The sequence below is a fragment of the uncultured Veillonella sp. genome (assembly GCF_937981445.1).
GTDB lineage: Bacteria > Bacillota > Negativicutes > Veillonellales > Veillonellaceae > Veillonella_A.
The window spans coordinates 25597-51654 of record NZ_CALJON010000003.1 but is presented as its reverse complement, the minus strand read 5'-3'; the positions used below and the strand labels follow the sequence as shown (position 1 = coordinate 51654).

The 26058-nt window shown below is 39.2% G+C and carries 20 protein-coding genes and 1 riboswitch; of the genes, 4 read left to right on the top strand and 16 right to left on the bottom strand.

The genetic code is table 11. The annotated features are described in order from the left end of the window. The first annotated feature begins 70 nt into the window (after positions 1 to 70). Positions 71 to 958: a LysR family transcriptional regulator gene (locus Q0376_RS00750; RefSeq protein WP_298703068.1), complete on the top strand. Its 888-nt coding sequence runs from the start codon at positions 71 to 73 to the stop codon at positions 956 to 958. A 140-nt stretch (positions 959 to 1098) separates the two neighbouring features. Here Q0376_RS00750 and Q0376_RS00745 read toward each other — a convergent pair whose 3' ends face one another. From Q0376_RS00745 to Q0376_RS00690, 12 genes are all read right to left on the bottom strand, one after another. Beyond that, positions 1099 to 1713 carry a metallophosphoesterase gene (locus tag Q0376_RS00745; RefSeq protein WP_298703067.1) on the bottom strand — a complete coding sequence of 205 codons (615 nt, stop codon included), beginning with the start codon at positions 1711 to 1713 and terminating at the stop codon, positions 1099 to 1101. Positions 1714 to 1749: 36 nt separating this feature from the next. Beyond that, on the bottom strand, positions 1750 to 2430 hold the full coding sequence (locus Q0376_RS00740) for a fibronectin type III domain-containing protein (RefSeq protein ID WP_298703066.1): 681 nt from the start codon (positions 2428 to 2430) through the stop codon (positions 1750 to 1752). Positions 2431 to 2824: 394 nt separating this feature from the next. Continuing rightward, complete coding sequence (gene mglC / locus Q0376_RS00735) at positions 2825 to 3832, bottom strand: galactose/methyl galactoside ABC transporter permease MglC (RefSeq protein WP_298703065.1); 1008 nt, start codon at positions 3830 to 3832, stop codon at positions 2825 to 2827. 12 nt (positions 3833 to 3844) lie between these two features. Further along, entirely contained in the window at positions 3845 to 5356 is a 1512-nt protein-coding gene (locus tag Q0376_RS00730) for a sugar ABC transporter ATP-binding protein (protein ID WP_298703064.1), read from the bottom strand. Positions 5357 to 5548: 192 nt separating this feature from the next. Continuing rightward, on the bottom strand, positions 5549 to 6583 hold the full coding sequence (locus Q0376_RS00725) for a galactose ABC transporter substrate-binding protein (protein ID WP_298703063.1): 1035 nt from the start codon (positions 6581 to 6583) through the stop codon (positions 5549 to 5551). A gap of 199 nt (positions 6584 to 6782) precedes the next feature. Further along, positions 6783 to 7973, bottom strand: coding sequence for an ROK family transcriptional regulator (locus Q0376_RS00720; RefSeq protein ID WP_298703062.1), 1191 nt, complete (start codon positions 7971 to 7973; stop codon positions 6783 to 6785). Between the two features lie 16 nt (positions 7974 to 7989). Then, the gene (locus tag Q0376_RS00715) at positions 7990 to 9216 is read right to left on the bottom strand and encodes a galactokinase (protein WP_298703061.1); all 1227 of its coding nucleotides are present in this window, start codon (positions 9214 to 9216) and stop codon (positions 7990 to 7992) included. Between the two features lie 85 nt (positions 9217 to 9301). Continuing rightward, positions 9302 to 10285: a galactose-1-phosphate uridylyltransferase gene (gene galT / locus Q0376_RS00710; RefSeq protein ID WP_298703060.1), complete on the bottom strand. Its 984-nt coding sequence runs from the start codon at positions 10283 to 10285 to the stop codon at positions 9302 to 9304. A 330-nt stretch (positions 10286 to 10615) separates the two neighbouring features. Beyond that, a complete protein-coding gene (locus tag Q0376_RS00705) occupies positions 10616 to 12007 on the bottom strand; it encodes a M20/M25/M40 family metallo-hydrolase (protein ID WP_298703059.1) in 1392 nt (463 codons plus the stop codon). Between the two features lie 63 nt (positions 12008 to 12070). Beyond that, positions 12071 to 12898: a MetQ/NlpA family ABC transporter substrate-binding protein gene (locus Q0376_RS00700; RefSeq protein WP_298703058.1), complete on the bottom strand. Its 828-nt coding sequence runs from the start codon at positions 12896 to 12898 to the stop codon at positions 12071 to 12073. A gap of 60 nt (positions 12899 to 12958) precedes the next feature. Beyond that, positions 12959 to 13061, bottom strand: a riboswitch (SAM riboswitch). Positions 13062 to 13273: 212 nt separating this feature from the next. Continuing rightward, positions 13274 to 14359: an o-succinylbenzoate synthase gene (menC, locus tag Q0376_RS00695; protein WP_298703086.1), complete on the bottom strand. Its 1086-nt coding sequence runs from the start codon at positions 14357 to 14359 to the stop codon at positions 13274 to 13276. 288 nt (positions 14360 to 14647) lie between these two features. Further along, positions 14648 to 15748 carry a helix-turn-helix domain-containing protein gene (locus tag Q0376_RS00690; RefSeq protein ID WP_298703057.1) on the bottom strand — a complete coding sequence of 367 codons (1101 nt, stop codon included), beginning with the start codon at positions 15746 to 15748 and terminating at the stop codon, positions 14648 to 14650. A gap of 1054 nt (positions 15749 to 16802) precedes the next feature. Between Q0376_RS00690 and Q0376_RS00685 the strand changes: the two genes are divergently transcribed. The 3 genes from Q0376_RS00685 (at position 16803) to Q0376_RS00675 (ending at position 21977) form a co-directional block, all read left to right on the top strand. Continuing rightward, positions 16803 to 18644 (top strand): carbon starvation protein A, encoded by a 1842-nt coding sequence (locus tag Q0376_RS00685; protein WP_298703056.1) that lies wholly within the window; start codon positions 16803 to 16805, stop codon positions 18642 to 18644. 537 nt (positions 18645 to 19181) lie between these two features. Continuing rightward, positions 19182 to 20531 (top strand): DUF3100 domain-containing protein, encoded by a 1350-nt coding sequence (locus Q0376_RS00680; RefSeq protein ID WP_298703055.1) that lies wholly within the window; start codon positions 19182 to 19184, stop codon positions 20529 to 20531. Between the two features lie 108 nt (positions 20532 to 20639). Further along, positions 20640 to 21977, top strand: a complete 1338-nt coding sequence (locus Q0376_RS00675; protein ID WP_298703054.1) for an amidohydrolase — start codon at positions 20640 to 20642, stop codon at positions 21975 to 21977. A gap of 229 nt (positions 21978 to 22206) precedes the next feature. Here the strand turns inward: Q0376_RS00675 and Q0376_RS00670 are convergent, their stop codons facing one another. The 4 genes from Q0376_RS00670 to Q0376_RS00655 all read right to left on the bottom strand — a co-directional run bounded on the left by Q0376_RS00670 (position 22207) and on the right by Q0376_RS00655 (position 25854). Next, a complete protein-coding gene (locus Q0376_RS00670) occupies positions 22207 to 22374 on the bottom strand; it encodes a hypothetical protein (RefSeq protein WP_298703053.1) in 168 nt (55 codons plus the stop codon). Continuing rightward, positions 22371 to 22523: a hypothetical protein gene (locus Q0376_RS00665; protein WP_298703052.1), complete on the bottom strand. Its 153-nt coding sequence runs from the start codon at positions 22521 to 22523 to the stop codon at positions 22371 to 22373. The genes Q0376_RS00670 and Q0376_RS00665 overlap by 4 nt, the downstream gene beginning before the upstream one ends. A 190-nt stretch (positions 22524 to 22713) precedes the next feature. Next, positions 22714 to 25059, bottom strand: coding sequence for a YadA-like family protein (locus Q0376_RS00660; protein ID WP_298703085.1), 2346 nt, complete (start codon positions 25057 to 25059; stop codon positions 22714 to 22716). Between the two features lie 60 nt (positions 25060 to 25119). Beyond that, complete coding sequence (locus tag Q0376_RS00655; protein ID WP_298703051.1) at positions 25120 to 25854, bottom strand: hypothetical protein; 735 nt, start codon at positions 25852 to 25854, stop codon at positions 25120 to 25122. Between the last annotated feature and the right edge of the window lie 204 nt (positions 25855 to 26058).

Below are 26058 nucleotides of genomic sequence, written 5' to 3'. Positions count from 1 at the left end.
AGTACATACCACACAGCATTAACAGTAAAATCACTACAGCTAGTACTCCCATTCATAGAAAGGATATCTTATGGAATTACGCGTACTTCGCTATTTTCTCGAAATGGCACGGGAAAACAATATGTCACGGGCCGCTCAAAATTTACATATTACACAGCCCACTATGTCAAAACAAATTCGCGAACTAGAAGATGAGTTAGGCGTTAAATTGTACAATCGCACGAACTATAATATTGAACTTACAGAAGCTGGTTTTTTGCTACAAAAAAGAGCCCAGGATATTATTGACTTAGTCAATAAAACTGAGCTCGAATTTAAAGATTTTTCGTCCCTATATGAAGGCACCATTTACGTGGGTAGTGCCGAATCCCACTCGTTTTCCTTTGTGGCGAAAACAATTCACAATTTGCAAAAAATTTCTCCCAAGATTCAAGTCCACCTATACAGCGGCAATGTAGAAGATGTATTAGAAAAACTGGAGAAAAATCTCTTAGACTTTGCTCTAATTATGGATTACCAAGAATCTACCAAGTATGATAGCATTTTCATACCCTCCACTGACACCTGGGGCCTCCTCGTGCCCAAGGATGATCCCCTAACCGCCCGTAAAAGTCTACGCCTTGAAGATTTAATAGATCTTCCTTTAATTTGTTCAAGACAAAATATGATTATAGACTTTCCTAGCTGGTTTGGTCCCAAAGCAGAGGAGCTAAATATTGTGGGTACCTATAATCTCTTATTTAATGTCATTATTATGGTACAAGAAAAAGTAGGTTATGCTCTAACTTTCGATAAAATTGCCAACACCACTATATCTAGCAATCTTACCTTTATTCCAATCGAAAATGTAGCACCATCCTACATGTACTGCTTATGGCGAAAAAATACGCCGCTCTCATCAGCTGCTAATGTATTCAAGCAAGAATTACTTCAGCTCTTAGAGTCCTATAGAGGCTAATAACGCCGCCTTGTACGTATATGCTAGGTATACTATGTCATATCCATGGGCTACTAATTCACTATTTATGCGTTCCTATCTCATCGTTTTGGATTTCACCAATGTATCCCCTACCGGTTTCTGCCATGCTATTTCGTAGCTTACTGATTGGCATTTGACGTTTTATTTAACCGAACCGCATCAAATTGAGTGCCATTCATAAAATAAGCACTAATGAGAAGTGTGTTCCCCTGTTCTGTAACTACCAAATAATTGGGCTCCTTATTATTAGTAAGAACATATTCATCCAGTCTATGAGGTCCCCAAGAGTCTTCCCCTTGCCAATCACCCGCTTTACCACTGACTATATAATAAGGTCCCGTTTCACTGCGCTTAAATTCTTTAATATGGCCACGCCGTCTATACGTTTCTAAATGACCTGATAAAACTAAATCGACTTGTCCTTCTTCAAAAATCGGCATAAATAAGCGCCCCACATTACTAAAGTTTTCACTGACCTGGCCTAGTGCTTCACTGGTATATGCCAAGCTGTCATGATGCATAAATACGACTTTCCACTTTTTCTTCGTACTATGTAAATCCTCTTTAAGCCATTGCGCTTGTCCTTCTTTAACAAGGCTTTGCTGGGTCGTTGGTAATGCTTCAAACTGTGTATCCAGTACAACAAAATGAATGTCACCATAATCAAAAGAGTAAAATGGCGCTCTTACAATATCGCTTTGCTGATTCGGCCAAGCAAATAAATGATTAAACATATGTGCTGCCTGCTTATGGGCATCTAAACTAACATACTATTGTGAACCCGTCATAGGCGCTAAGGGGATAGATTTTAGCAATGGCCCCGCCCCATCAAACCAAGCCATCCATTGATCATGGGCTTCGCCATTATCCACAAGATTGCCTAAATTCACAAAGAAATCGGCCTTTGGAAATTGCTTATACGCCCCCTGTGCTACATTGCGCCAGGTCGTATAGTTGTGCGACCGTGAGTCGGGAAATACTAAAAACTGTACATCCTGTCCAGGTCCCGTTTGCAAGGGATACCACTCCGATACATATAAGCCTTCTCCCACTCTATATTGGTAGGATGTGTTAGGCTCTAAATCATGTAATACTACTTTATATAAATATTGTGTTTTATTATCATGAGTAGAACATTCTGAAATGGCCGCGTAACGCCTTATACTCGCCGCCTCGTCACCGACTTTTCTTAGCTCCAATGATGAGTTGACTACCAAATCCTGCGTATCCCACATAATCACTCTTGAATGAGCCATATCCTCGGTAACTAACTGTCGCACATGGTGAGGCGAAAACTCATACCCCATATATCGATGAAGTTGAACACTCCATTGCACACCATTTTGCGCCAAACTCTTCATATTCGTCAGCACAATTACAAGCAATAATCCCACTATGGCTATTACACCTAGAATAAGCCCGGTTCTTCCTAGCTTATATATTTGTTTCATCTATCGTCCTTTTTATATTATTCCGTCTATATTATCTCTTATATATTGTTCCTTGTATGTTGTTCCTTTTATTATTACGCTTTATTTATTATTTATACTCATATATATAATACTATAAAAACTATAATTTATAAATATCTGACTGGCAATATAAAAGCTGAGGCTTATCTTCGAAGTCTTAAACCATGTAATCCATGTGTCTAGACGATTCGCAGGCCTCAGCTGTTTATTTTATTTACTATATACGATTTTACTCACTATATACTATCTTACTTACTCAATACGATTTTACTTACTAAATACAATTTTACCCTACAAAATACTATTTTACCTACTATATAGTATTTAGACTCTTACAATTGTATTTACTATCCACTAATTAACTGCTTATGCATTACTTGCGTGCTAAATACTTACGTACGTCTACAGCTACAGCAATTACAATGATTAAACCTTTAATAATGAGCTGCCAATAAGGTCCCATACCAACGAAGGTTAAACCATAGTTAATAACTGTAAAAATAAGTACCCCTGCAATAATGCCAGGCACAGTACCGATACCACCCGTAACAGATACGCCACCCACTACGGCTGCCGCGATGGCATCTAATTCATACATATTACCATAGTTATTAGTAGCACCACCAGTACGCGCTGCTTCAAGTACGCCGCCTAAACCATAAAGAGCACCAGCAATTACATAAATACAAATTAATGTAGTAGCCACATTGATACCTGATACAACAGCGGCTTGTGGATTGCCACCAATGGCAAACATGTTCTTACCCAATACAGTTTTATTGTACACGATGTACATAACTAAAGAAATAATCGCTGCAATAATTACTATGTAAGGAATACTCATGAATCCAAGGTCAAGAGCACCGGACCCGAACACAGTAAATTCAGGGCGCAAACCACCAACTGGTTGCGAATTATTTGGCGGCATATCAAAATACAAGGAACAAATACCATAGGTAATAACCATCGTACCTAAGGTTGCAATAAATGGCACAATCTTTAAATAGGCCACAATAAGTCCTGAAATTAAGCCTACTGAAGCACCTACCGCAATAGCAATAATAATAGGTAATAAAACTGGTAAATCAGGCGCCGTTTCAAAGAAAGGATGCGGATAAGTCGGCATCTGAGACAAAGAAGCCGAAACAACGGCGGTAAGACCTACTACACGACCAGCTGACAAGTCACAGCCGGCGGTAATTAAAATCATAGCGGATCCCAAGGTAATAATAACACGTGGTGATGACTGAATTAAAATATCGCGAAAACTAGTTAATGATAAAAAATTAGTGTTATAAATAGATATTGCTGCCACTAGCACAACTAGCACGATATAAATAGCATTTTGCGTCATAAACTGACTAAGGCGATTTCTACTCATATCTAACTCCTCCTACACTAAGCCTGCCGTAGCAAGCTCCATTATTTTTTCTTCTGTTGCTTCTTTAGCGTCCAGTATACCTTCCATAATGCCATTACTCATAACCATAATACGGTCACTCATGCCGAGTAATTCTGACATTTCTGAAGAAATCATAATCACGCTCTTTCCCTGAGAGGCAAGGCGATTAATAATTGTATAAATTTCATACTTTGCCCCTACGTCAATACCGCGCGTCGGTTCATCTAATAACAAGATGTCTGGCGCTGTATTTAGCCATCTAGAAATTAGCACTTTTTGCTGATTCCCACCGGACAGGGATTGAATCCGTGTTTTGGTGTCTGGAGTTTTTATGCGAAGAGAGGCTACGCCTTCTTCCGTATCAAGCTCACGCAATTTATCATTTAACAAGCCTGTTTTGCCACGGTATTTTTGCATAGATGCTATCGTATTATTATCCACAATATTTAACATCGGAAAAATCCCCGTTGCCCGCCGCTCTTCAGTGAGTAAGGCAATGTGATGTTTTTTAGCATCTCGCGGACTTTTAATCTTAACTTCTTGGTCATGTAAAAATATTTTACCTGCCGATAAATGTCTCAGCCCAAACAACGCTTCAATAACCTCAGTACGCTGTGCCCCTACGAGCCCACCGATACCAAGAACTTCCCCTTTTCTAAGAGAGAAACTTACATCTTTAAAGGAATTCTCTCGAATGGAGGTAATCCCTTCCACCCGAAGTACTTCCTCCCCAGGTTCATTAGTTTTCTCTGGGAATAACTGCGTCATTTCACGGCCCACCATGCGCTTAATAATAAGATCTGTAGTTAATTCGCTAGCTGGCCAAGTTCCTATATAATTACCATCACGCATAATCGTTACTTCATCGGAAATGCGGAGGATTTCTTCCATTTTATGAGAAATATAAACAATGGCAACCCCTTTTGCCTTCAAGCCTTCAATAATTTTAAATAAATGCTCAACTTCATCACTTGTCAGTGAAGACGTAGGTTCGTCCATTACAATAATACGAGAGTTGTGAGAAACAGCCTTAGCAATTTCTATACTCTGCAATTTTGATACTGATAAATGTCCCGCCAATTCTTCTGGGTCAATATCTACGTCAATCTCTTTAAATAAAGCCAGTGTATCGGCCTTCATCTTGTCATGGTCTACTAATTTAATAGGACCCCATTTTTTTACTGGAAATCTGCCTAACCAAAGATTTTCCATAACACTTCGTTGTAATACAGGATATAACTCTTGGTGAATCATAGAAATCCCTAAATCTAAGGCCTTCTTAGAATCCGTAATAGATACTGGTTCACCATTTAATATAATCTGCCCCTCATCTTGCTTATAAATACCAAATAGGCATTTCATTAAGGTCGATTTACCTGCTCCATTTTCGCCCATGAGCGCATGTACGGAGCCAGGACGGAGCTGTAGAGATACATCATTAAGCGCTTTTACGCCGGGAAAGGTTTTAGTAATGTGTTGCATCTCTAAAATATATTCACTCATGTTGCCCTCCTACCAACTGGTAAGTCTAGGAGATGGCATACGTGCCACCTCCTGACTACCTAATGTAATATGTATGCTACAGCGTTAAAGATTTTAAAACTAGAAGTCCTAAATCTAGAGACTTTAAAACTAGCAATTCTAAAGAATCTATTGTTACGAGTCATACATATTACGAGCCCTTAAAGCTTACGATTATTTATCGCCTAAAATTTTATCTGCATTGTCCTTAGTTACGATTTCATAAGGAACCCAAATATATTGATTGTCTACAATATCAAAGCCTACATTTTCTTTTGTTGGAGTTTCGCCTTTAGATAGTACTAACATTAAGTTAAATACAGCATCCCCTTGTTTTTTAGAGTTATTTAATACTGTACCTAATAAAGTACCATCTTTAAGTGCTTGTACTGCTGGTGCTGTAGCGTCAACACCTACTACTGGCATATATTTGCCATTTTGGAAGTAACCAGCTGCTTTAAGTGCTTCGATAGCGCCTAAGGCCATGTCATCATTATTAGCGATTACTGCATCAATTTTATCGCCATAGCTAGCTAAGAAAGCAGCCATTTTTTCCTGACCTTTTACACGGTCCCACATAGCTGTATCTTGTGCTAACTCTTCAACTTGAATACCCTCTTTTTTAAGGGATTCAATTACATATTTTGTGCGAAGTTCTGCATCTTGGTGCCCTGGTTCACCTTTGATCAATACATAGTGAAGTACATTATCTTTGCTGCGATATGCTTCTGGATGTGCTTTGAAATAATCAGCTAAGATTTTACCTTGCATTTCGCCGCTTTGTTCTGCCTTAGCACCTACATAGAACACTTTGTCCCATTTAGCCATATCATCTTTTAATGGTTCACGGTTCATGAATACAACTGGTACATTAGCCGCTTTTGCTTTGTCAATAATAACGCCAGCAGCTGGACGGTCTACAATGTTAACACCAATCGCTTTGTACTTTTTGTTTAAGAAAAGATCAATCTTTTCATTTTGTGTTGGTTGAGAGTTTTGACTGTCTACAATATCTACCTTAGCTTTATCTTTAGCATCAGCTTCGATACGAGCTCGTACACCACTCATAAAGGTGTCGTCAAATTTGTAAATGGCCACGCCTACTTGTGGAAGGTCACCACCAGAGCTGCTGCTTGAGCCGCATCCACTCACCACCAATGTGGCTACCGCTAAGGTAGCTAATAACGCTGCTTTCCATGACTTTTTCACGAGAAACTCCTCCTTTGAAAAGAAAATGTAGATTCTATTAATTCGCTATATTCTCATAGCGTATCTACCTAAATAATAGGTCCTACGATTAAATAAAACTGCACTGTATCTTTCATTAAGCCATATTTCTTATCCTGCACTAAGCCATACGTCTTATCTTGCACTACATCATACGTTTATCTTGCACTACATCATACGTTTATCTTTCATTAAGCCATACTTCACTGGCTCTTCGAGAGCTTACAATATCCACCATACCTAACAAGGTATAATAACTGCCACTACCAGAGTACACAAGGTCAACTGATTGTATGCGTCTCAAGTTTTGCTCCAAGACTTTGCGTAAAATTGGGTCCATCGTCCCCACTGCATTCCCCATAACCGAGCTAATCACAATGCGTTGTGGATTAATAATATTGTATAAATTAGCTAGTGTAACGCCCAAGTATTTACCCACTCGATTGAGTGCTTCTAAACAGATAGGATCCCCTTCAACAGCGGCTTCATAAATAGGTTCCACTCTAAAGGCATCAGCTAAAATGTCCTGATTGTCAGCCACCATGGAGTGACGGCCCTTTTTAATTTCCCCTAATACATATTCTCGAATCGCTGTTTCCGATGCAACAGATTCTAAACGCGTGAACACCACATCACCATCTGTGTCAGAATCGTCCATATCAATGACTGTATAGCCCACTTCACCAGCACAATCATTAAAACCACGATAAATATTGCCTTTATATACTAAGGACACGCCAAGACCATAACTGAATTTTAAAACTAGTAAATTATCAATACCTTTGCCGCTCCCGAAATGATATTCCCCATTAGCTAAGCAACGCACATCATTTTCCACATATGTAGGCAAATGAAAACGCTCTTCCATAATGTATTTAAACGGAATATTATTCCATTTTGCATTAGGGGAATAAATGGAAATACCTTTTTGAGAATCTACTGGACCACGTAAAATTAGGCCAATTACAGCAATGCTCCAGCGGATATCCTCTAAGATTTCTTCCATCCCCTTGTACATTTGGTTCATAATTTCATCAATAGTTGAGCCAATAATGGAATGTTCTACTTTATTGAGAATAATGCCGCCTGCTTGGACTACATAAAAAACGATTTTATGAGTTCGTACGTGAACAATGAGCATCATTTCCTTTTGCTCATTAAATTTCAACAACATAGATGGTCGCCCTAAAGCACTTCGCTCCTGACGATCTTCATAAATCAAACCTTTTTGAGCGAGTACAGTACAAATATTAGTAACAGTTGGTGGCGTAATACCTGTATTACGTGCAATAATTGCTTTTGATACTGAGCCATGTCGTCTAATATAATTCAAAATAATCTCATCATTACTAGCGGCTTGCTTTGACTGCATTCTCTCACCTCCTACTTTATAACTCACATACTCCATCACCTAAATCAGCCATGTACATATCTGGACGTACGTTTTCAGCGGCTTCATAAGTGTCACACACAGCCTGCATAAAGGATTCAAGCTTTTCTTTCTCTACAATGGCAATAGCACAACCACCAAAGCCCGCACCGGTCATGCGAGAGGCTAAACAACCTTCTTGAGCGCGCGCAATTTGTACAATTCGATCTAATTGGGGACCACTCACTTCATAATCATAGCGAAGCGATTCATGGGATGCGGTAATAATCTCTTTAATTTTATCCATGTCCTTAGTACGCAAGGCTTTCATAAACTCTACAACGCGCAAGTTTTCTGTAATGGCATGCTTAGCACGGCGACGATTGACTTCATCTTCAACAAACTCTAAATCAGCTACCGAGCCCAAACTAAGCCCCACTAATTCATGATGCTTTCTAATGTCCTCAAGAGCCGCATCACATTCTGCTTTACGCACATTAAATACAGAGTCTACCAGGCTGCGCTGATGATTCGTATTCATAATTACCAATTGATAGTCACCAAAATCAACAGGTACATGTTCAAAGGTCATATTCGTACAATCGAGGAATACACCATGCCCCTTTTTACCATGACTAATGGCAAATTGATCCATGATGCCTACTTTTACACCTACAAAATCATACTCCACATCTTTGGCAATTTCAGCAAGCTTAGTTCGATCCACAGAAATATGCAGTACCGCCATCAACATATATACAGTTAAATCTAAAATACAAGCTGATGAAGATAAACCTGCGCCTTCTGGCAAATTGCCTTCATAGTATATATCTAAGGACGGAATCGTATAGCCTTGCTTTTCAAAATAATCAATAACACCAAAGGGGTAATTAGTCCAACCAGCCTCGTCATGATAAGTAAAGTTAAACCCTTCACCATTCGTCTCAGCCAAGCTATATGACTGAGTTTCTGTTTCTGGTACACCATTCATATTAGCTGAATATAAGCGAATGGTTCTTTTATCTGAAGACGCTTTCCTATTCACACGAATGGCGCCCCAAGTCCCCATCGTTAAAGCCGCTGGAAATACATGCCCACCATTATAGTCTTGGTGTTCTCCAATAATATTTACCCGACCAGGGGCAAAAAAGTATTGAATCGGATCCTCTGTTATGCCAAATACCTTGGCAAAGCGGTCCTTCAATAGCTCTTTAGTCAACCCAGCCTCTTTTATTCTATTATCCATCAATCTAAAATCCTTCCTATACTGCCTAATTCATATCAATACGTCACCAAACAATCTATTGTTGCTCCTAATCACGTTGTTTATCCTAATCACGGGCCAATATATCTTTAATTAGCTTGCGCAATACTGGTGCTGTTTCTTCTACGGCACTTGTATTAGCAGCCGCCCAAGCGCCCATTTCAGACGATGCATAGTACTTAATCTTGTTAGCATCCCTAAATGGTGGGTAAAATTCGATATGGAAATGATAATAGTCTTTTGAATCTTCATATTCAGGACTATTTACAGGTCGTTGGTGATATACCATCATATAAGGGAATGGCATATGAAATAACTCATCAAATGCCTGTGTTAGCACTTTAAGAAGTCGCGCTAAATCCGCCCGTTCGTGCGCCGTACATTCAGATAAATACCCTAAATGACGCTTTGGTGCTACAAATACACCATATGGATAATCTGTAAAGAACGGAATATACGCCATAAAGCTATCGTTTTCGTATACCACGCGATTCTTTGCCCGTAGCTCAGTCTCGTTAATATGACAAATTAGGCAACGCCCTTCTTCCTCATAATGTTTCTTAGAGTTCATGAGCTCAACTTCTAGCTTTTGAGGCACATACGAATAGCCATAAATCTGTCCATGTGGATGAGGCATTGTCACCCCCACAGCTTCCCCTTTGTTTTCAAAAGGATAGACATACTTAATCTTTTTATCTTTACTTAATTCTGTGCATCGTTCGGCAATTAAATTGAGTAGCTCTACTAAATGATGCACCGATAATTCATAAAACTTCACATTATGTCGTGGGGAGTATAAAATAACTTCACATTTCCCATAGTTTTCTGCACTTTTATAAAATCCTGTACTATCTACCGTTGGCGGTTCAGGATTTTGAGTCAAAGCTGGAAAATCGTTGTCATAGCTGAAAACTGTAAAATCATCTGGCACATGCTTGCCTTCCCCTGGGCAGAAAGGACACCAATCTTTTGGCATATTAGGGCGGTGCTTGCGGTTTGACGCTACCATCGTCCATGTGCCAAGCAAAGGATTCCATCTCAATTCTGACATAACACTTAGCTCCTCACTTTAATAAACTATTTAAGAAAATACATTACAAATACATTTTTTCATACTTTAATAAAATTTTCAACTAAAACTTTACATTTTTATCATACCAATTTTACATATCAACTCATGTAGGTTTCGACCATGAAAAAAAGCCAAAGACAGCACGTTTTTCAACGACTATCACTTGGCTTTTTTCTTTTATAATATATTCTTATATGTTAAACGCTATCATTTCACACCAAATTCGCCCCATCCATGACTTAACTTCATAGGCAAAACATCCATCATTTCGCCTCATATTACGCACATCCATGATTTAGCCACAGAGGGCTAAAAACCTATCGTCTCACCATAAGCTTTGAGTATTTCTTTAAAATATTGAATGCCAGAACCTAACGCATCAACAGGAATTCGTTCATTCACACAATGCGCCTTCCCCCAACGCTCATCTTGGAAGAAGCCACTGAACCGAAATGCATTAGGAGCCACATTCTTATAATAGCGCGAATCCGTAGCACCTAACATTAAATAGGGAATCACATAAGTGTCATCCCCATATATATGTTGCACCGTCTTAGCGAGTAAAGCATACTCTTTACTTTCCACGGTAGCTGTAGGCTGAGGGTCTACGCCGGATATATGACGTACACTTACGGTCTTTGGAATAATACGTTCTAAATAGGAAATAATGCTTTCTACTGTATCGCCCTGTAATATGCGGCAGCTAATCCCCGTTGTCGCATGAGATGGCATTACATTAGGTTGAGCACTCCCCGACGCCATAGTAACAGCAAAGGTGGTATGAAGCATTGCATCTAATTCCACGTCCCCTCTAGCTAACTCGCAAAGTGCCTCCCAATGCCCTTCAGGATCGGCATATATTTTGGCACGTTCCCCCTCTTGAAGCGCTGCACTAGCCTGTAAATGAGCCTTAACTAAAGGTGTCAACCGATAGGGTAAGGGATGTTCCTCAATTGCCACTATAGCCCGTGCAATTTGACCCAGTCCCGTCCCCTTACCAGGCTTACTCGAATGGCCCCCATCAGTATGACAAAGAAGTTCAAAATTAACAGCCGATTTTTCACCTAATCCGATATACGCCGCACACTGACCATTAGGCGTCTTCTCAATTCGACCGCCCTCATCTATGAGGCACCCCAATGTAATCCCCTGCGCCTCTAGGTTCTCTGCCAACAAGCGGCCCCCATCGGCACCATCAATACGATACACTTCCTCACTATAGCCTAAGGAAATATATACATCATAGGTAGGTCTCCACCCCGACAATAACAAGGATTCAACTGCTTCTAGCTCAGCAAAGACTACATGTTTACAATCAGTAGTGCCACGCCCCCATATAAGGCCCTCCTTATGAACCGCCGAAAATGGTGCTTCCTCCCATTGTGCCAGATCGCCTGGTTCCACTACGTCTTGGTGGCTCATAAGCAATAAAGGAGCGGCTGTTGGATTTGGCGCTTCGTAATAAAATTGTAAGCCTGCCTCACCAATGTCCGTTAAATGAAAGTGCTCATATATCATTGGGTACTGCGCTTTAAACACTGTATGTAAGGCATCAAAGGCAGACCAATTCACTTCACTTGGGTCTGAGTTCGTAACCGTCTCACATTGAATTAATTTTCTAAACCGCTCCACCTGTTCCGCTGTAATCGTAAAAACGGGATTAGATGAATTGCGTCTTCCAACGTCTTGTACTGCTGCCATAGAAATGACCTCCTTCTATAAAAAATCGACTTATGCCTTTACGGACATAAGTCGATTGAACTCTTACCATACAGGTACAATGGCACGATCAAATTCTTTATTAATAAAATCTTTTACTTCTTGTGATTGGAAAATTTTAACAAATTTTTGGTACGTAGCATCGTCCTTGTCTTTAGCGCGTGTGGCAATAATATTTACATAAGGACTTGTATCCGACTCAACCGCAATGCCATCACGAGCACTATTTAAGCCTGCATCAATAGCATATCCAGCATTGATTACAGAAGCTGCTGTATCATCTAATGAACGAGGCAATTGCGCTGCATCAAGTTCTACTAATTTTACATTCTTAGGATTTTCTACCACATCTTGAGGTACTACTTTCAATGGGTCCTTATTAGGGTCCAATTTAATAACACCTTCTTTTTCAAGAAGTACTAAGGCACGGCTTTCATTAGTAGGATCATTAGGAATCCCTATGCTAGCCCCTTCTGGAATATCCTTTAAGCTCTTATATTTATGAGAATACGCCGCTAATGGTGCCAAATAGGTTTTGCCGATACTAACTAAATCAGTACCATTCTTCGCATTGAAAGCATTAAGGAATGGCTGATGTTGGTACATATTTACATCAATGTCCCCAGAAGCTAATGCTTGGTCAGGCGTAATGTAATCGGAGAATACTTTTACATTAACTTTAAGTCCTTGTTTTTCTGCTTCTTTAGCCACAAGTTCCATAATTTTTTCGCTAGACCCTGGTGTTACCCCCACAGTAATTTCTTTCTTTTCACCAGACGCACCGCCTTCAGATGTATTAGATCCACAACCTACTAGAACAGCTAGGGCTGTAATCAAGCTTAAAGCTATTAACAATATACGTTTTAATTTCATGGGCTCTCTCTCCTTCTCAAAAAAAACATCTCCGTTTGAAACGAAGATGTTATATACACATAATCATCTGTCGAATCATAGAATTCGCTGGACTTGGCACCTTTTCTTACGAATGGTTGCCGCAACTTCATTGGGCCAGTCCCTCAGTTGCTCTTGATGATATCCTGTTTAGTTGATGGGATTATTCTACACTGCCATATGTATACTGTCAATGAACTAAAATCAATAGCCTGCTATAGGCAAAATCTATAGCAACATTTATAAAAACTATAAAATAAGAAACTTAAAATAGTAAATAACTAACATCAAATAACAAACATTCAACAAACATTCAGCAAAATCAAATAACAAAGATTGGTATCAAACTGAACATAGTCAAATGGTAAACTCTTCTATACTCTCCGTGAATTGATCTAAACGCGCGCTCACCACATTAACACCTAAACCTACGCCTGTGGGTACCACAAGGGATGAATCAGGTCCTACTTTTACGGCACTGTCCACCAAATCCACCGCCCAATACCGCTCTGAAGCGGGAATATCATGAGGCAAGGAGTAATTCGGCAACGACGCGATAGCCAAGTTATAGGCCCGGGCAATGCCCGTATCTAACATACCACCACTCCATACAGGAATTCCATGGGCTTCACAAAGATCATGAATCTTCTTCGCCTCTGTAATCCCTCCTACACGGGCTAATTTTATATTAATCGTTTTACAACTGCCTAGTTCAATGGCTTTTCTAGCATCCTCTACGGAATCGATGGATTCATCAAGACATATAGGCGTCTGAATGGCTCGCTGTAAATGACGATGGTCCACAATATCATCACTGGCCAAAGGCTGCTCAATCATGAGTAATTTATATTCATCCAAGGCTTTAAATGTCTCTATATCCTCTAAAGTATACGCCGAATTAGCATCCGCCATGAGCATAATAGGGCCAAACTCGTGACGAACTTTTTTAATATAGTCCACATCATAACCAGGCTTAATTTTACATTTAATTCGCTTATAACCAGCTTCTAAATAGCCCTCAATGACACGGCATAATTCATCAGGACTCTTTTGTATACCCAAACTAACGCCCACTTCCACAGTAGCCCGCGTGCCACCTACTGCGCGCGAGAGACTCATAGCATGTTCTTGCGCATATAAGGACCAAAGCCCACAGTCAATAGCTGCACGGGCCATTTTATTACGACGAATCCACTGCGTGGCATTATAAAATTCTTCTGGATGCTCTATACACTTCATATCAAATAAAGCAGGTATTAAATACCGTTTAATGATTTCATAGGCGCCATCGCGAGTCTCTTCATTATACCAAGGATGTTCTATGGCTGAACATTCGCTATATGTCATATAACCATCTTCAGTATACAATTCCACTACAGTAAAGGCCTTATCATGCATGTCTGCAAAACTCGTTTGAAACCCTTGTTTCAAGGGCTGTCTCATCCTTCGAAGAACTACCTTATTAATCTTCATCCCCATCATCCTCTCTAAACTAATGCATTCACTCTTTTTCTCTCAAACTAATATATAGATTCTTTAAGCACCCTATTCTTCTAAATGAATAGAATATATGGCTTTATTATATATAGACTAAACTAAAAAAACTAGAGCCCCTATGGAGACTCTAGTTCATTTTAAAGTACTAATTTTATATTAAATATCTAATTCTATATTAAATGTCTAATTCTATATTTAACGTCTATATTGATTTTATATAAAATCATACTTTCTTTATTTTTTTGTTTCCTTAGTGGTCAAATTGGATAAATCTGTATCAAATACATTTTCCATTAGATCTTCATAGGATATGGACTCAGTTAATGCTGATTCGTCCACTGCGCCTTGCTTCCATTGGCCTTGACTGCGCTCTCTAGCTTCAGCCTTAAAGCCATGTTCTTCTAGCAATTCATCATCATATGCATCAAGTAGTGGATTGTGATCACTTCCAGCGCCAACAGCCTCCGCTTGACCGTTTAAACTTTCATGTAATGTATTATGCCATACCTCTACTTCATCACTATCAACTAAGGCATATAAATAGGCCCATACAATGCGATTGTATCGTCTAAAATCAGTCACCACTTCAGCTACGCGGGACTTAATACCTACTTCGCTGGCGACCTTCTCGATAACACGAAGAAGCTCTGCGGTGCGCCCATTGGCGATTTCCTTCACACAAGATGTAATAACTTCAGTTAAGCGATGTTTTAATGCATCTTCTACTTGGTGAATACCTTTCTGTTCATATTGTTCACGCAATTTAGAGCGTACTAACATGGCCTCTTCTTTACCAATATGTAAAAATACAATGCTCATGTCCTCATCAGCTAAGCGCACTCCAAATAACCGGTCCATCCCGGCCGCACTAACTAAAAATGTGCCATCACTATCGCGACACTCCTGCTCACTAAAGGTATCCGTGCCAATCCCTTGACAGGCCTTGATTACCGCAGTTAAGCCCACTTCCCAAAGTTTTGCCGCTTCCCGATCTGTAAATACTTCATTAACTACAGATTTAGGGGCTCCATCATTTGTAACAGGCTGCACCGCTAACTCCGCCAAAGTACTCGTAGAATGCTCTTCAAAATAAGGCCGTTCAAACTCGTACCGCGCTCTAGCTACCATTTGTAATAATACATCAGTAGGTTCTTCTACATAACGGCCATCAAAAGGCCCCTTGCCATACCAATTCACAACTACATCATCTATTACGACTAAATGCAGTGTATCATACACGGATAAAGTCCCCTTTTCAATGGCCTTACTCACCTGAGCGGCTAAAGCCATATATCCTTTTTTCATAGTCTCCGAATCACAACGAAACTGACGCATAATACACTTCCTTTCTGAATCAGCTTATGTACATCTCTCTTCATAGTAATACCATTAACATAACGCCATACTAGTACTTTTACCACAAAGCAATACTAACGTCATTACCAATATACAGTATTAACACTATAACTATGATATATTATAAAATTATTTTTCAAAATTTTATACGCCTCGCCTATCCTTATAAGCCTTATCATATAAAATCATATTTAATATACCTTCGCCGTATAACTACGTCCTTTATATAATAACATAAAATGCCCAAATAACTAATAGTTTTTTTATATTCACATTGCTATTTAATCAAATTGAAAAATCCCTTACCATTTTCTCAACTCTACATGAGTTGCTAAGACTATCTCAATTCCACATGAGTCGCTAACACTAGTTAATCATTTTATATTTTTAGTTACCTAAAATCACGTATCTAAAATCGTAAACATATTTACGAAATAGAAAATCCGTCTCAACTCTCAATTTTATTATCAATATCCCCTACTTCATATTGTCAATTTTATTGAGTGCAATTTATCGAAATTAGTAATATATATTATAACAATTAAGCATTATTGCTATTTTTTCAGATAAATTAATTATAATTTTTACTGAAATTTTACAATCAATTCATTCTCATTTACAATGCATTTTCTATAGTCTATTCATTATATGATATAAGCTATTTCATTTTTAATTCATTTTTGTAATACATAAGTGCTTTATTTTACGCATTTTTACTTTTACGCATATCTTACATGATTTTTAATAATTTTCAATTGACAGATAGAGCTTTTAGAGTACAATAAGACGTAAGAAATGATTACATTTAGCAATAGATTGAATCTTCAACCTTATTGCACCGGGAATGTGTAATCATATGAAGTATATAAAATAATCTCAAAGCACTAAGCGAAGATAGGGCTCTAAGATTTTATTTACTTTTCTTCTATATTTCCCGCGAGCGCATTGAGGGACAAGTTGATATCTTTTTTTGAATTTATTTATCTTATCATTTGTCCACTTTCAGTGCGAGTATTTACTGGAGGTGTTTTCAGTGGAAATGAATGGTCTTTATTTGGTAATTGCCTCCGCCTGTGTATTAATCCTGGCGTACCGCTTTTATGGGGCATTTATTGCAGCCAAAGTACTAACTCTTGACCAATATCGTCCTACACCAGCTGTAGTGCACAACGATGGTCATGACTATGTACCAACTAACAAATGGGTTACATTTGGTCATCACTTTGCTGCAATCGCTGGCGCTGGTCCTCTTGTTGGTCCAGTTATTGCCGCTCAATTTGGTTATTTACCTGGTTTACTTTGGATCTTAATTGGTTCTGTTGTAGCCGGTGCCGTACACGATATGGTAATCCTCTTCGCATCCATTCGTTACGATGGCAAATCTATCGCCGATATCGCTAAAGAAGAAATTAGTAATCTTGCAAGTGTTGGGGCAATGTTGTCCACATTATTCTTGTTGATTATTACCCTAGCTGGTATGGCCGTAGTAGTTGCTAACGCACTTCATGGCTCTGCTTGGGGCTTCTTCTCCGTAAGTATGACAATTCCAATCGCTATCTTCGTTGGTATTTACTTACGTTGGTTACGTCCTGGCAAAATCCAAGAAGCTACTATCATCGGTGTAGCACTTATCTTCGCAGCTATTCTTTATGGCCCAGAAGTTGCTGCTTCTCCTTACGCTTCTTGGTTCTTATACGACTTACATGAAATCGAAATCATGTTAGCTGTATATGGCTTCTTCGCTGCTGCATTACCTGTATGGTTATTACTAGCTCCTCGTGACTACTTATCAACTTACTTAAAAATTGGTACAATTGGTGCCCTTGCATTAGGTATTATTATCGTAATGCCAGTTATCCAAATGCCAGCTGTTACTCCTTTCATTTGGGGTGGCGGTCCAGTACTTAAAGGTGCTGTATTCCCATTCATCTTTATTACTATCGCTTGCGGTGCTTTATCTGGTTTCCATACAGTAATCGCAACTGGTACTACTCCTAAGATGATTACTAATGAAAAAGAAATTCTTCCTATCGGTTATGGTGCTATGCTTACTGAAGCATTCATCGCTATGATGGCTTTAATCGCAGCAACTGCACTTCATCCAGATGATTATTTCGCAATCAACTCTACTACTGAAACTTTCAAAGCCCTAGGCTTACAAGTTCATGAATTACCTACACTTTCCGCAATGGTTGGTGAAGACTTAATGCATCGTCCAGGCGGTGCTGTATCCTTAGCAGTTGGTATGGCTCATATCTTCTCCCGTCTTCCAAACATGGATCACTTGATGGGTTACTGGTATCACTTCTGTATCATGTTCGAAGCTTTATTCATCATGACTCTTATCGATGCTGGTACTCGTGTAGGTCGTTACTTATTACAAGAATTATTAGGTCGCTTCTACAAACCATTGGGCAATGTAAACTGGACACCAGGTGTTTATGGTTGTGCTGCTCTTATCTGCTTAATGTGGGGTTACCTAGTTCTTCAAGGTAACATTGGTATTATCTGGCCTCTATTCGGTGTATCTAACCAATTATTAGGTACTATGACATTGGCAGTTGGTACTACTGTTATTATGCGTCTTGGTCACAAACGCTACGCTTGGGTAACTGGTGTTCCTTGCTTCTTCATGGCAATCATCGCTGTAGCTGCTGACTTTGAAAACGTATTCTACAGCTATGTTCCTGCAGGCAAATGGACTCTTGTAGCCTTCAGTGCTGTTATGTTCTTAATGATCGTAATCGTATTAGTTGAAGCAGTTCGCAGCTGGATTCGTCTCGCTAAGATGCCTCAAAGCTACAAAACACAAGCTGAAGTTGAAGCTGAAAGCCTCAAAAAATACGGTGCTCCAAAACCCATGGAACAACAATAATATGACACGTACCTATCTATAAACTTTAACTAGTACATAGAAGGTAACCATATAAAATAGGTCCTATCCTCGATAGGGCCTATTTTTTTATTTACTTATCTATCTTGTTTACTTCCTATTAATTTCTTATTGATTTCGTAACTACATCATATTGATTTTATATCTATTTCGTATTTATTTCATATTTAGTTCTGTCTAGATTTTAGCACTTTCTCCCTTTTTCTTCCTCCCTTCAACCTCTGTATATACCGCATTTTGTCTATTACAAGAAACATTTAATATGCACAGAAAGCACTCTTAGTCTCTTCCCAAAATACATTTATTGAACTTTCTTCATTCCAACTAAAACTATAGCCTTTTAACAGTATTTAGTATAATTATCAATGTTTTACATTCCGCCTCAACAAATAATCACTTTATTTCATAACAAATATGATAAATACGCATTTTTAATCGTTTTACATAATAAAAAATAGGAGTATAATGTGTATATCGAAATTCGATAAATACATTTTTATAACACAGGAGGACACTAAGATGGGTCTATTAAAAAACTGGAAAATTCATCTGCTCTGTTTACTCATTACATTACTAGCTGAAGGAATTGGTATCATCAAATTTGGTATCGTTGTATTCTTACCACTACTGTATTCACTAGTAATTGGTCTTATTATTTCAATTCCTAAACTTAAGATTATGTCAGAAGAACAAATGGAAGCAGCTACAGATTATTTAAATATTTCCATTATGCTCTTAATGACTAAAATAGGCCTTGGCATCGGACCTAACTTGCACATCATTATGAATTCTGGTTGGGCCTTGCTTATGCAAGAGTTAGGCCATTTATTGGGCACCATTATTTGTGGTCTTCCTATCGCCTTACTAGTGGGCATGCGCCGTGAAGCCATTGGTGCATGCTACTCCATCGACCGTGAAGCCAATGTAGCCATTATTATTGATCGCTATGGTTTCCATTCTCCTGAAGGACGTGGCGTAATGGGTATGTATATTTGTGGTACCCTTTTTGGTGCTATGTGGATTTCTATTTTATCTGGTATTATTTCGCAGCTCAATTGGTTCCATCCTTTAGCCTTAGCCATGGGGGCCGGTATCGGTAGTGCCAGTATGATGGCCGCTGCTACAGGATCAATCGTAGCAGTTCATCCTGAATTTGAAAAAGAAATCATGAGTATTGCCGGCGCAGCCAATCTATTAACTAGTGTTGTAGGTGTATACTTTAGTTTATTCGTTTCGTTACCATTAATGGAACGCCTATATACCTTCTGTGCCAATAAATTAAAACACAGTAGCCACGAAATGGGCGGTACTAACCAAGCTACAACAGCGGCATCTACAGCAAACAAAACAGCTGAGTCTAAAGTCTATGAACCTAATGCAGGTAGTGCCAAACCAGCTGCTCCTGCACTTTCATTCAGTCAAAAATGTATAAAATTCTTCGTTGTTGCCCTAATCGCCGCTATCATTACTTCTATTGGCAATATTTTAGATGGCAAACATATCTTTAGTGATAGCTTACAAGGCTGCCTTATCTTAGCCGGTATTGCCTTTTTAGGTGCTGTAATTTCTTATTTACCAGGTTTTAAAAAATTACCAATGGTATTCTGGGTATCTATTTTAGGTGTTATTTTCTCAATTCCAGGCGTACCTGGTGCGTTATGGTTTACTCAGGAAACAGCCGAAGTTACCTTCCTAGCCACCACTACCCCAGTACTCGCTTATGCAGGTCTTTCCTTGGGCAAAGACTTAGGTGCCTTCAAACAATTATCGTGGTGCATCGTGCCTGTTGCTTTAGCCGTTGCCACAGGTACATTCATTTGCGCTACTATTGTGGCCCAAATTGTGCTTCATTGGGAAGGCATGCTATAAGCATATAAAATCGTATGAAGTCGCATACTATAAGCGCATGAAGTCTTACACTTTAAAAATAAGATAATTCCGTTATGTACTAACTAATTGAAAGAAGGATATATCAAAATGAGTACAATTGCCAATCAACTTCCTATTGCTGAAGTCAAAGCCCGTGTATGTAAAGCGATTGAAGAGAATATGCCTCGTCTTATGGAGATTGCCGAACGCATTATGGCCGCTCCTGAACTAGGCTATAAAGAACAAAAAACATCTGCCGTTGTTCAAGAAGTATTTAAGGAACTACAAATCCCCTTTACCACAGGCCATGCGCTTACGGGTGTAAAGGGTCGTTTAAAAGGGAAAGATAGCAAATATACAGTCGCTATGATTGGCGAGCTTGATGCCATCCTTTGTCCCAAACATCCTCGCGCTGACGAGCTAACTGGCGCGGCCCACTGCTGCGGTCACAATGTACAAATTGCCAACTTAATTGCTGTAGCCCTTGGTCTTCAAGCACCTGGCGTAATGGACAATCTTAATGGTGATGTAGTTCTCTTTGCTGTACCTGCGGAAGAGTATGTAGAAATTGACTATCGCAATAAACTTCGTGAAGAAGGTAAAATTCGCTATCTAGGAGGCAAACAAGAGCTCATTTACGAAGGCGCCTTCGATGATATTGATATGGCCATGCAAATGCATGTAAACCCTGCAACAACACCAACTGGCGAAATGGGCCTTGGCTCAACTTCTAATGGTTTTATTGGCAAACTCATCGATTACCATGGTAAAGCAGCGCACGCAGCGGGTGCCCCTCACGAAGGAATCAATGCACTACAAGCCTGTATGATGGGTATTATGGGTGTCAATGCTATCCGTGACACCTTCAAAGAAGCAGACTACTTCCGCTTCCATCCTATCATCAATAGCGGTGGTGATCTTGTTAATGTCGTACCTGACTATGTTTCCATGGAAAGCTATGTACGAGCTGCCACAGTAGACGCCATGGTAGATGGCAATTTCAAAGTTAATCGTGCCTTAAAAGCTGGTGCTGATGCCCTCGGCGCCACTTGTGAAATCCATGATTTACCTGGCTATTTACCAATGAGAAATGATGCTGTAATGAATCGTTTTCTAAAGGAAAACTCCATTCCACTCTTTGGTGAGGACAATGTATTCCAAGGTGAACATATTACAGCTAGTACAGATATGGGTGATGTGTCCCATTTAATCCCTGTTATTCACCCTTGGGTTGGCTGCATTAAAGGTGTTCTTCATGGTGCCGACTATGAAATCGTAAACCACGATGTAGCATTTACTAAAACAGCCCAAGCCCTAGCTATGACCATTGTTGACTTGCTCTATGGCGAAGCTAAAGGTGCTGACGAAGTCAAAGCCGGATATAAAGCAGTATTTACTAAAGAAGAATACTTGCAGTTTATGGATCGCATTGCAGAAGGCAAATAAAACGGCTCATTCTAATTTCAATCAGTAAGCAGACAAACCAAAAGCCCCCTATCGAAAACCTCGAGTCTAGCTCGAATGGTATTTCTTATAGGGGGCTTTTGGTGTTTGTATAGCTAGCCTCAGAAAGAAATGACGCTTTAAATTGATAATGCTATTTATTTTGTCAAAGCGCCTTTAGGTGAGTTATATAAAAGTTATATAAACCTACTATAAAACAGTACAGAATCTATTAATTAGCCGAAACGAGGGATTCTAATTTAGCTAAGCGTGCTTTTAACTCTTCGTTATCAGCTTGTAAGGAGGATACATTGTTTTTCAATTCATTGTTGTCTGCTTGTAAAGATGTCATGGCTTTTTCTTGTGTTTCTAATTTAGTGGCCATTTCATTTTTGCTCATATTGGTATATGGTGAAGATTCGCCAAAGCGGAAGGATACGCCTGCGTTGTATTGATTATTAAATATAATTGACTCCCATTTACTGCATCAGTACTATCTGGTGCAATACGACCAGGCACTACATTAGTAATAGTTTGATTTATACTCAACAAATACATACAATACATACGACAAGCGCAATAAGTAAAATAAGTCAAATAGGTAAAATAGCATATGAAAATAAAAAATACAGCCAATACGTATTTTACGAAATGTAAAGACTCGTATTGGCTGTATAGATTATTCTATAATATTCAGTTTTATTAGTGTTTATTCAGTTTTTTTCTATTTCTTCAAAGCTTATTTAGCTATTACTAACGCTTCCAACTTAGCTAAGCGTGCTTTTAATTCTTCATTATCAGCTTGTAATGCAGCCATGTTTTTATCTTGTGTTTCAAGTTTAGCTGCCATATCAGCTTTGCTCATGTTAGTGTATGGAGAAGATTCGCCAAAGCGGAAGGATACACCTGCGTTGTATTGATCATTGGAGTTACCTACAGTAGCTCCTAAGCTGAACATTAAGTCATCGTTAGCACGGTAGAACGCACCAAGAGCGGCAGCATGTTCCCCTTTGTAACCACCAAAACCAACAGCGAAGCTTAATTTGTCATCAGAATCAAAGTCTAATGGATGTAATGCTGCCAATGCCGCAGAGCCAGCTGCAACCTTGTCTACACGATTGCTCAAACGATTTACAGCAGAGCCTACATTGTTAACACCTTGAGCGACTTCGTTTAATTGATTCATGTTAACTGCATCAGTGCCATTTACACCAGGTGCTACACCAGTAATTACTTTATTATTAGCATTTAAACCTTTGTCTGTAATGTAAGTGTTGCCACCAACAACGACTTTATCAGTATTAACTGTGCCAGTTGTAATGGAATCACCAGTAATTTTAGTGGAGCCTTCTCCATTTGGATTGTTTACTGTAATACCATCTTTGTCGATAGTTGTATTACCACCAATAGTTGCTTTTTCAGTATTTAGCTCTTTACCATTATTTTTAATTGCATTATTAAGGTCAGAAATATCACCAGCAATATCTTGAGCTAGCCCCTGTAATTGACCTTCAGTGGCTGCACGATTCTCAACAATATTCTCTGGATTCCAAGTAGTATTAGTAAGACCAGTAATTTCGCCTTTACCATCTTTACCATCGATAGCTACTTGACCGACATTTACTTTATCGTCTAGCCCCACTACAGTATTACCGTCATTATCAGTATTTACAGTGATACCATCTTCGCCTTTAACATTGAGTTTTAAATTTCCTTTATCATCAACAATGTTATTGATTTTGTTTATAGTATCTCCATTTAAATCAACTTTTACGCTTGTTGTTTTAGTAGCCGGATCATTTGCAACTGTAACAGAAGTATATGTGCCATTTACAAATTGTACTGTATCACTAGGGGCCACAGTAATTGGATTGTCTGTATTGCCTTGAATTTTCCAAGATGCAGAGTTTTGCAATAATTGATCAAATTTTTCTGTGTCAAGTTTTACATTAAAACCAGAATCACTAGCAGTAGCTACAATTGGACCTTCCCCAGTAATAGCTAATTCCTTTTCGCTCAATTTTATAGAACCCTTTGTATCGTCATTGCCAGCGATGTTTAATGTTACATCACCAGCTGCAGCAGTTGCATTATTAGCTAATGTTACCACTTGTTTCAACTGTGCCACGTTAACGGCATCAGTATCTAATGAACCAGCGGCAACACCGGCAATTTGACGTGTTTTGTTACTAGCTGTATCACCAATAGATACTACCCCTAAGGTAGATTTCCAAGTAGCACTTTCATCCGTGGAATCAGCATTAGTAAGAGGATCATAACCAAGCTTTGCCCCAGCAAGACGATCAGTTTTTGCATAAGAGCCAAGCGCTACACCAGAGTCATGCATTGCATTCGCTTTTCTACCAAGTGATAAACTATCAACTTTAGTAGCATAGCTAGCATAGCCTAAGGCAGCTGCGCCTTCTACTTTTGCTCGTGCATCATAACCTAGTGCAGTAGCACCTAAGCCAAATGCTTGTGCCGAGCGACCTATAGCCACACCATCAGGAGTCGTTACCTTTGCAGTTGGATCAAGTACACCATCTTTATAACGAGGCCCATTTTCCACTTTTGCATTATAACCAATAGCAATAGCATATCCTTCTAGAGCATTAGCGCCATTCCCCAAAGCAACACCATTTTCTCCTGCTTGTGTGGATTTGCCAATGGCCACCCCAGAAGAGCCAGTAGCAGATGCCATCAAGCCAATAGCAATAGCATCTGAGCCGGTAGCGCCATTATTGTCTGCATTACTAATTTTACCTGCTGCTTTTTCTTTGCTAGTTAAATCCGCATCAGTTTTAATCGAATTAATAGACATATATTTCACAGGCGTAATGGAATCAATTTTAGCTTTAACTTCTTTGGACAAACCTACAATCATGCCATTGGCTGCCGCAGTAGTTGTAACATTACCATCACCAGTAATACTAAAGTTTTGTGTTGCTAAATTAACTGTCCCTGTCCCTACATTGCCACTGAATTTTAAATTCACATTACTTGTATCTCTAGCAAGCGTTTCAACTTTTTTTAACTGTGCCACATTAACTGCATCAGTATCCTGTGTACCAGCTGCTACATTGATAATTTGACGAGTTAAACCATTTGTGCCATCACCAACGGATATAGCACCACTTGTACCTTTTCAGGTAGCATTTGTTAATTTGGACGCCGTACCTGTTAATGGATCATAACCGGCAGTACCAGATGCTCGATCAGCCAAAGACTCCCAGCCTAATGCAACGCCACCTTTCACAGTAGCCTGCGCAAGTGCCCCCATAGCGACAGATACTTCACCAACCTTCGTTGTATTAGCTTTGTCACCAATAGCAATCGAACTCTTACCAGAAGCCGTTATATCACTACCAATAGCAATACCTTGAGGATTTTCAACCTTTACATTCTTACCAATGGCAACGCTTTTCTCTTCCAAAGCTTGACTACCACTACCAAGAACTACGGAATACCCATTAGCCTTTGCGCCTCTACCAATGGCCACATCTTCTGCCCCGCTTGCCTCAGCACCAGTACCAATAGCCACATTATTTTCCTGAACAGTTGTTGCGTTAGTCCCTATTGCAATTGCATTCATGCCTACCGTCTTCGTATTCAAACCAAATGCAATAGCACCATTTCCATCAGAATCCGCACCATTACCAATAGCAATGGAGTCTCTATATGCAGCAGCTGCTGCCTCACCAATAGCGATAGATGTTCGATCAGCAACACGAATTGCAGCCGAGCCTGTTCCTAAGGCAACACCATTACCTGTCCCCGCCACATTATTGACTGCCCACACACCTGTTGTTAATCCACCAGTTACTGCTGTAACTGCTAATGCTAAACCTAATTTTTTAATTTGTTTTAAATTCTGAGACACTAAAGTTCTCCTTTCAACAATCAACTTTCAACATACAATCGTAATAATTCATCACAACTTGATTTTTAACTATATTATTTTAATTAAAGGATTAAATATTTCATAAAGTATTCTTGTTAGTTAATCCTCAAACCTAACAGAACCCTTGATTTTTCTTGCTTTATTTCATCTTTATATTTCAATTAATTTATAAATTTTTATAGA

What these genes read in the sequence shown, in the direction of transcription:
- Q0376_RS00750 (WP_298703068.1), top strand. Translation starts at nt 71, where the DNA reads ATGGAATTACGCGTACTTCGCTATTTTCTCGAAATGGCACGGGAAAAC.
- Q0376_RS00745 (WP_298703067.1), bottom strand. Translation starts at nt 1,713, where the DNA reads ATGTTTAATCATTTATTTGCTTGGCCGAATCAGCAAAGCGATATTGTA.
- Q0376_RS00740 (WP_298703066.1), bottom strand. Translation starts at nt 2,430, where the DNA reads ATGAAACAAATATATAAGCTAGGAAGAACCGGGCTTATTCTAGGTGTA.
- mglC (WP_298703065.1), bottom strand. Translation starts at nt 3,832, where the DNA reads ATGAGTAGAAATCGCCTTAGTCAGTTTATGACGCAAAATGCTATTTAT.
- Q0376_RS00730 (WP_298703064.1), bottom strand. Translation starts at nt 5,356, where the DNA reads ATGAGTGAATATATTTTAGAGATGCAACACATTACTAAAACCTTTCCC.
- Q0376_RS00720 (WP_298703062.1), bottom strand. Translation starts at nt 7,973, where the DNA reads ATGCAGTCAAAGCAAGCCGCTAGTAATGATGAGATTATTTTGAATTAT.
- Q0376_RS00715 (WP_298703061.1), bottom strand. Translation starts at nt 9,216, where the DNA reads ATGGATAATAGAATAAAAGAGGCTGGGTTGACTAAAGAGCTATTGAAG.
- galT (WP_298703060.1), bottom strand. Translation starts at nt 10,285, where the DNA reads ATGTCAGAATTGAGATGGAATCCTTTGCTTGGCACATGGACGATGGTA.
- Q0376_RS00705 (WP_298703059.1), bottom strand. Translation starts at nt 12,007, where the DNA reads ATGGCAGCAGTACAAGACGTTGGAAGACGCAATTCATCTAATCCCGTT.
- Q0376_RS00700 (WP_298703058.1), bottom strand. Translation starts at nt 12,898, where the DNA reads ATGAAATTAAAACGTATATTGTTAATAGCTTTAAGCTTGATTACAGCC.
- menC (WP_298703086.1), bottom strand. Translation starts at nt 14,359, where the DNA reads ATGAGACAGCCCTTGAAACAAGGGTTTCAAACGAGTTTTGCAGACATG.
- Q0376_RS00690 (WP_298703057.1), bottom strand. Translation starts at nt 15,748, where the DNA reads ATGCGTCAGTTTCGTTGTGATTCGGAGACTATGAAAAAAGGATATATG.
- Q0376_RS00680 (WP_298703055.1), top strand. Translation starts at nt 19,182, where the DNA reads ATGGGTCTATTAAAAAACTGGAAAATTCATCTGCTCTGTTTACTCATT.
- Q0376_RS00675 (WP_298703054.1), top strand. Translation starts at nt 20,640, where the DNA reads ATGAGTACAATTGCCAATCAACTTCCTATTGCTGAAGTCAAAGCCCGT.
- Q0376_RS00670 (WP_298703053.1), bottom strand. Translation starts at nt 22,374, where the DNA reads ATGAGCAAAAATGAAATGGCCACTAAATTAGAAACACAAGAAAAAGCC.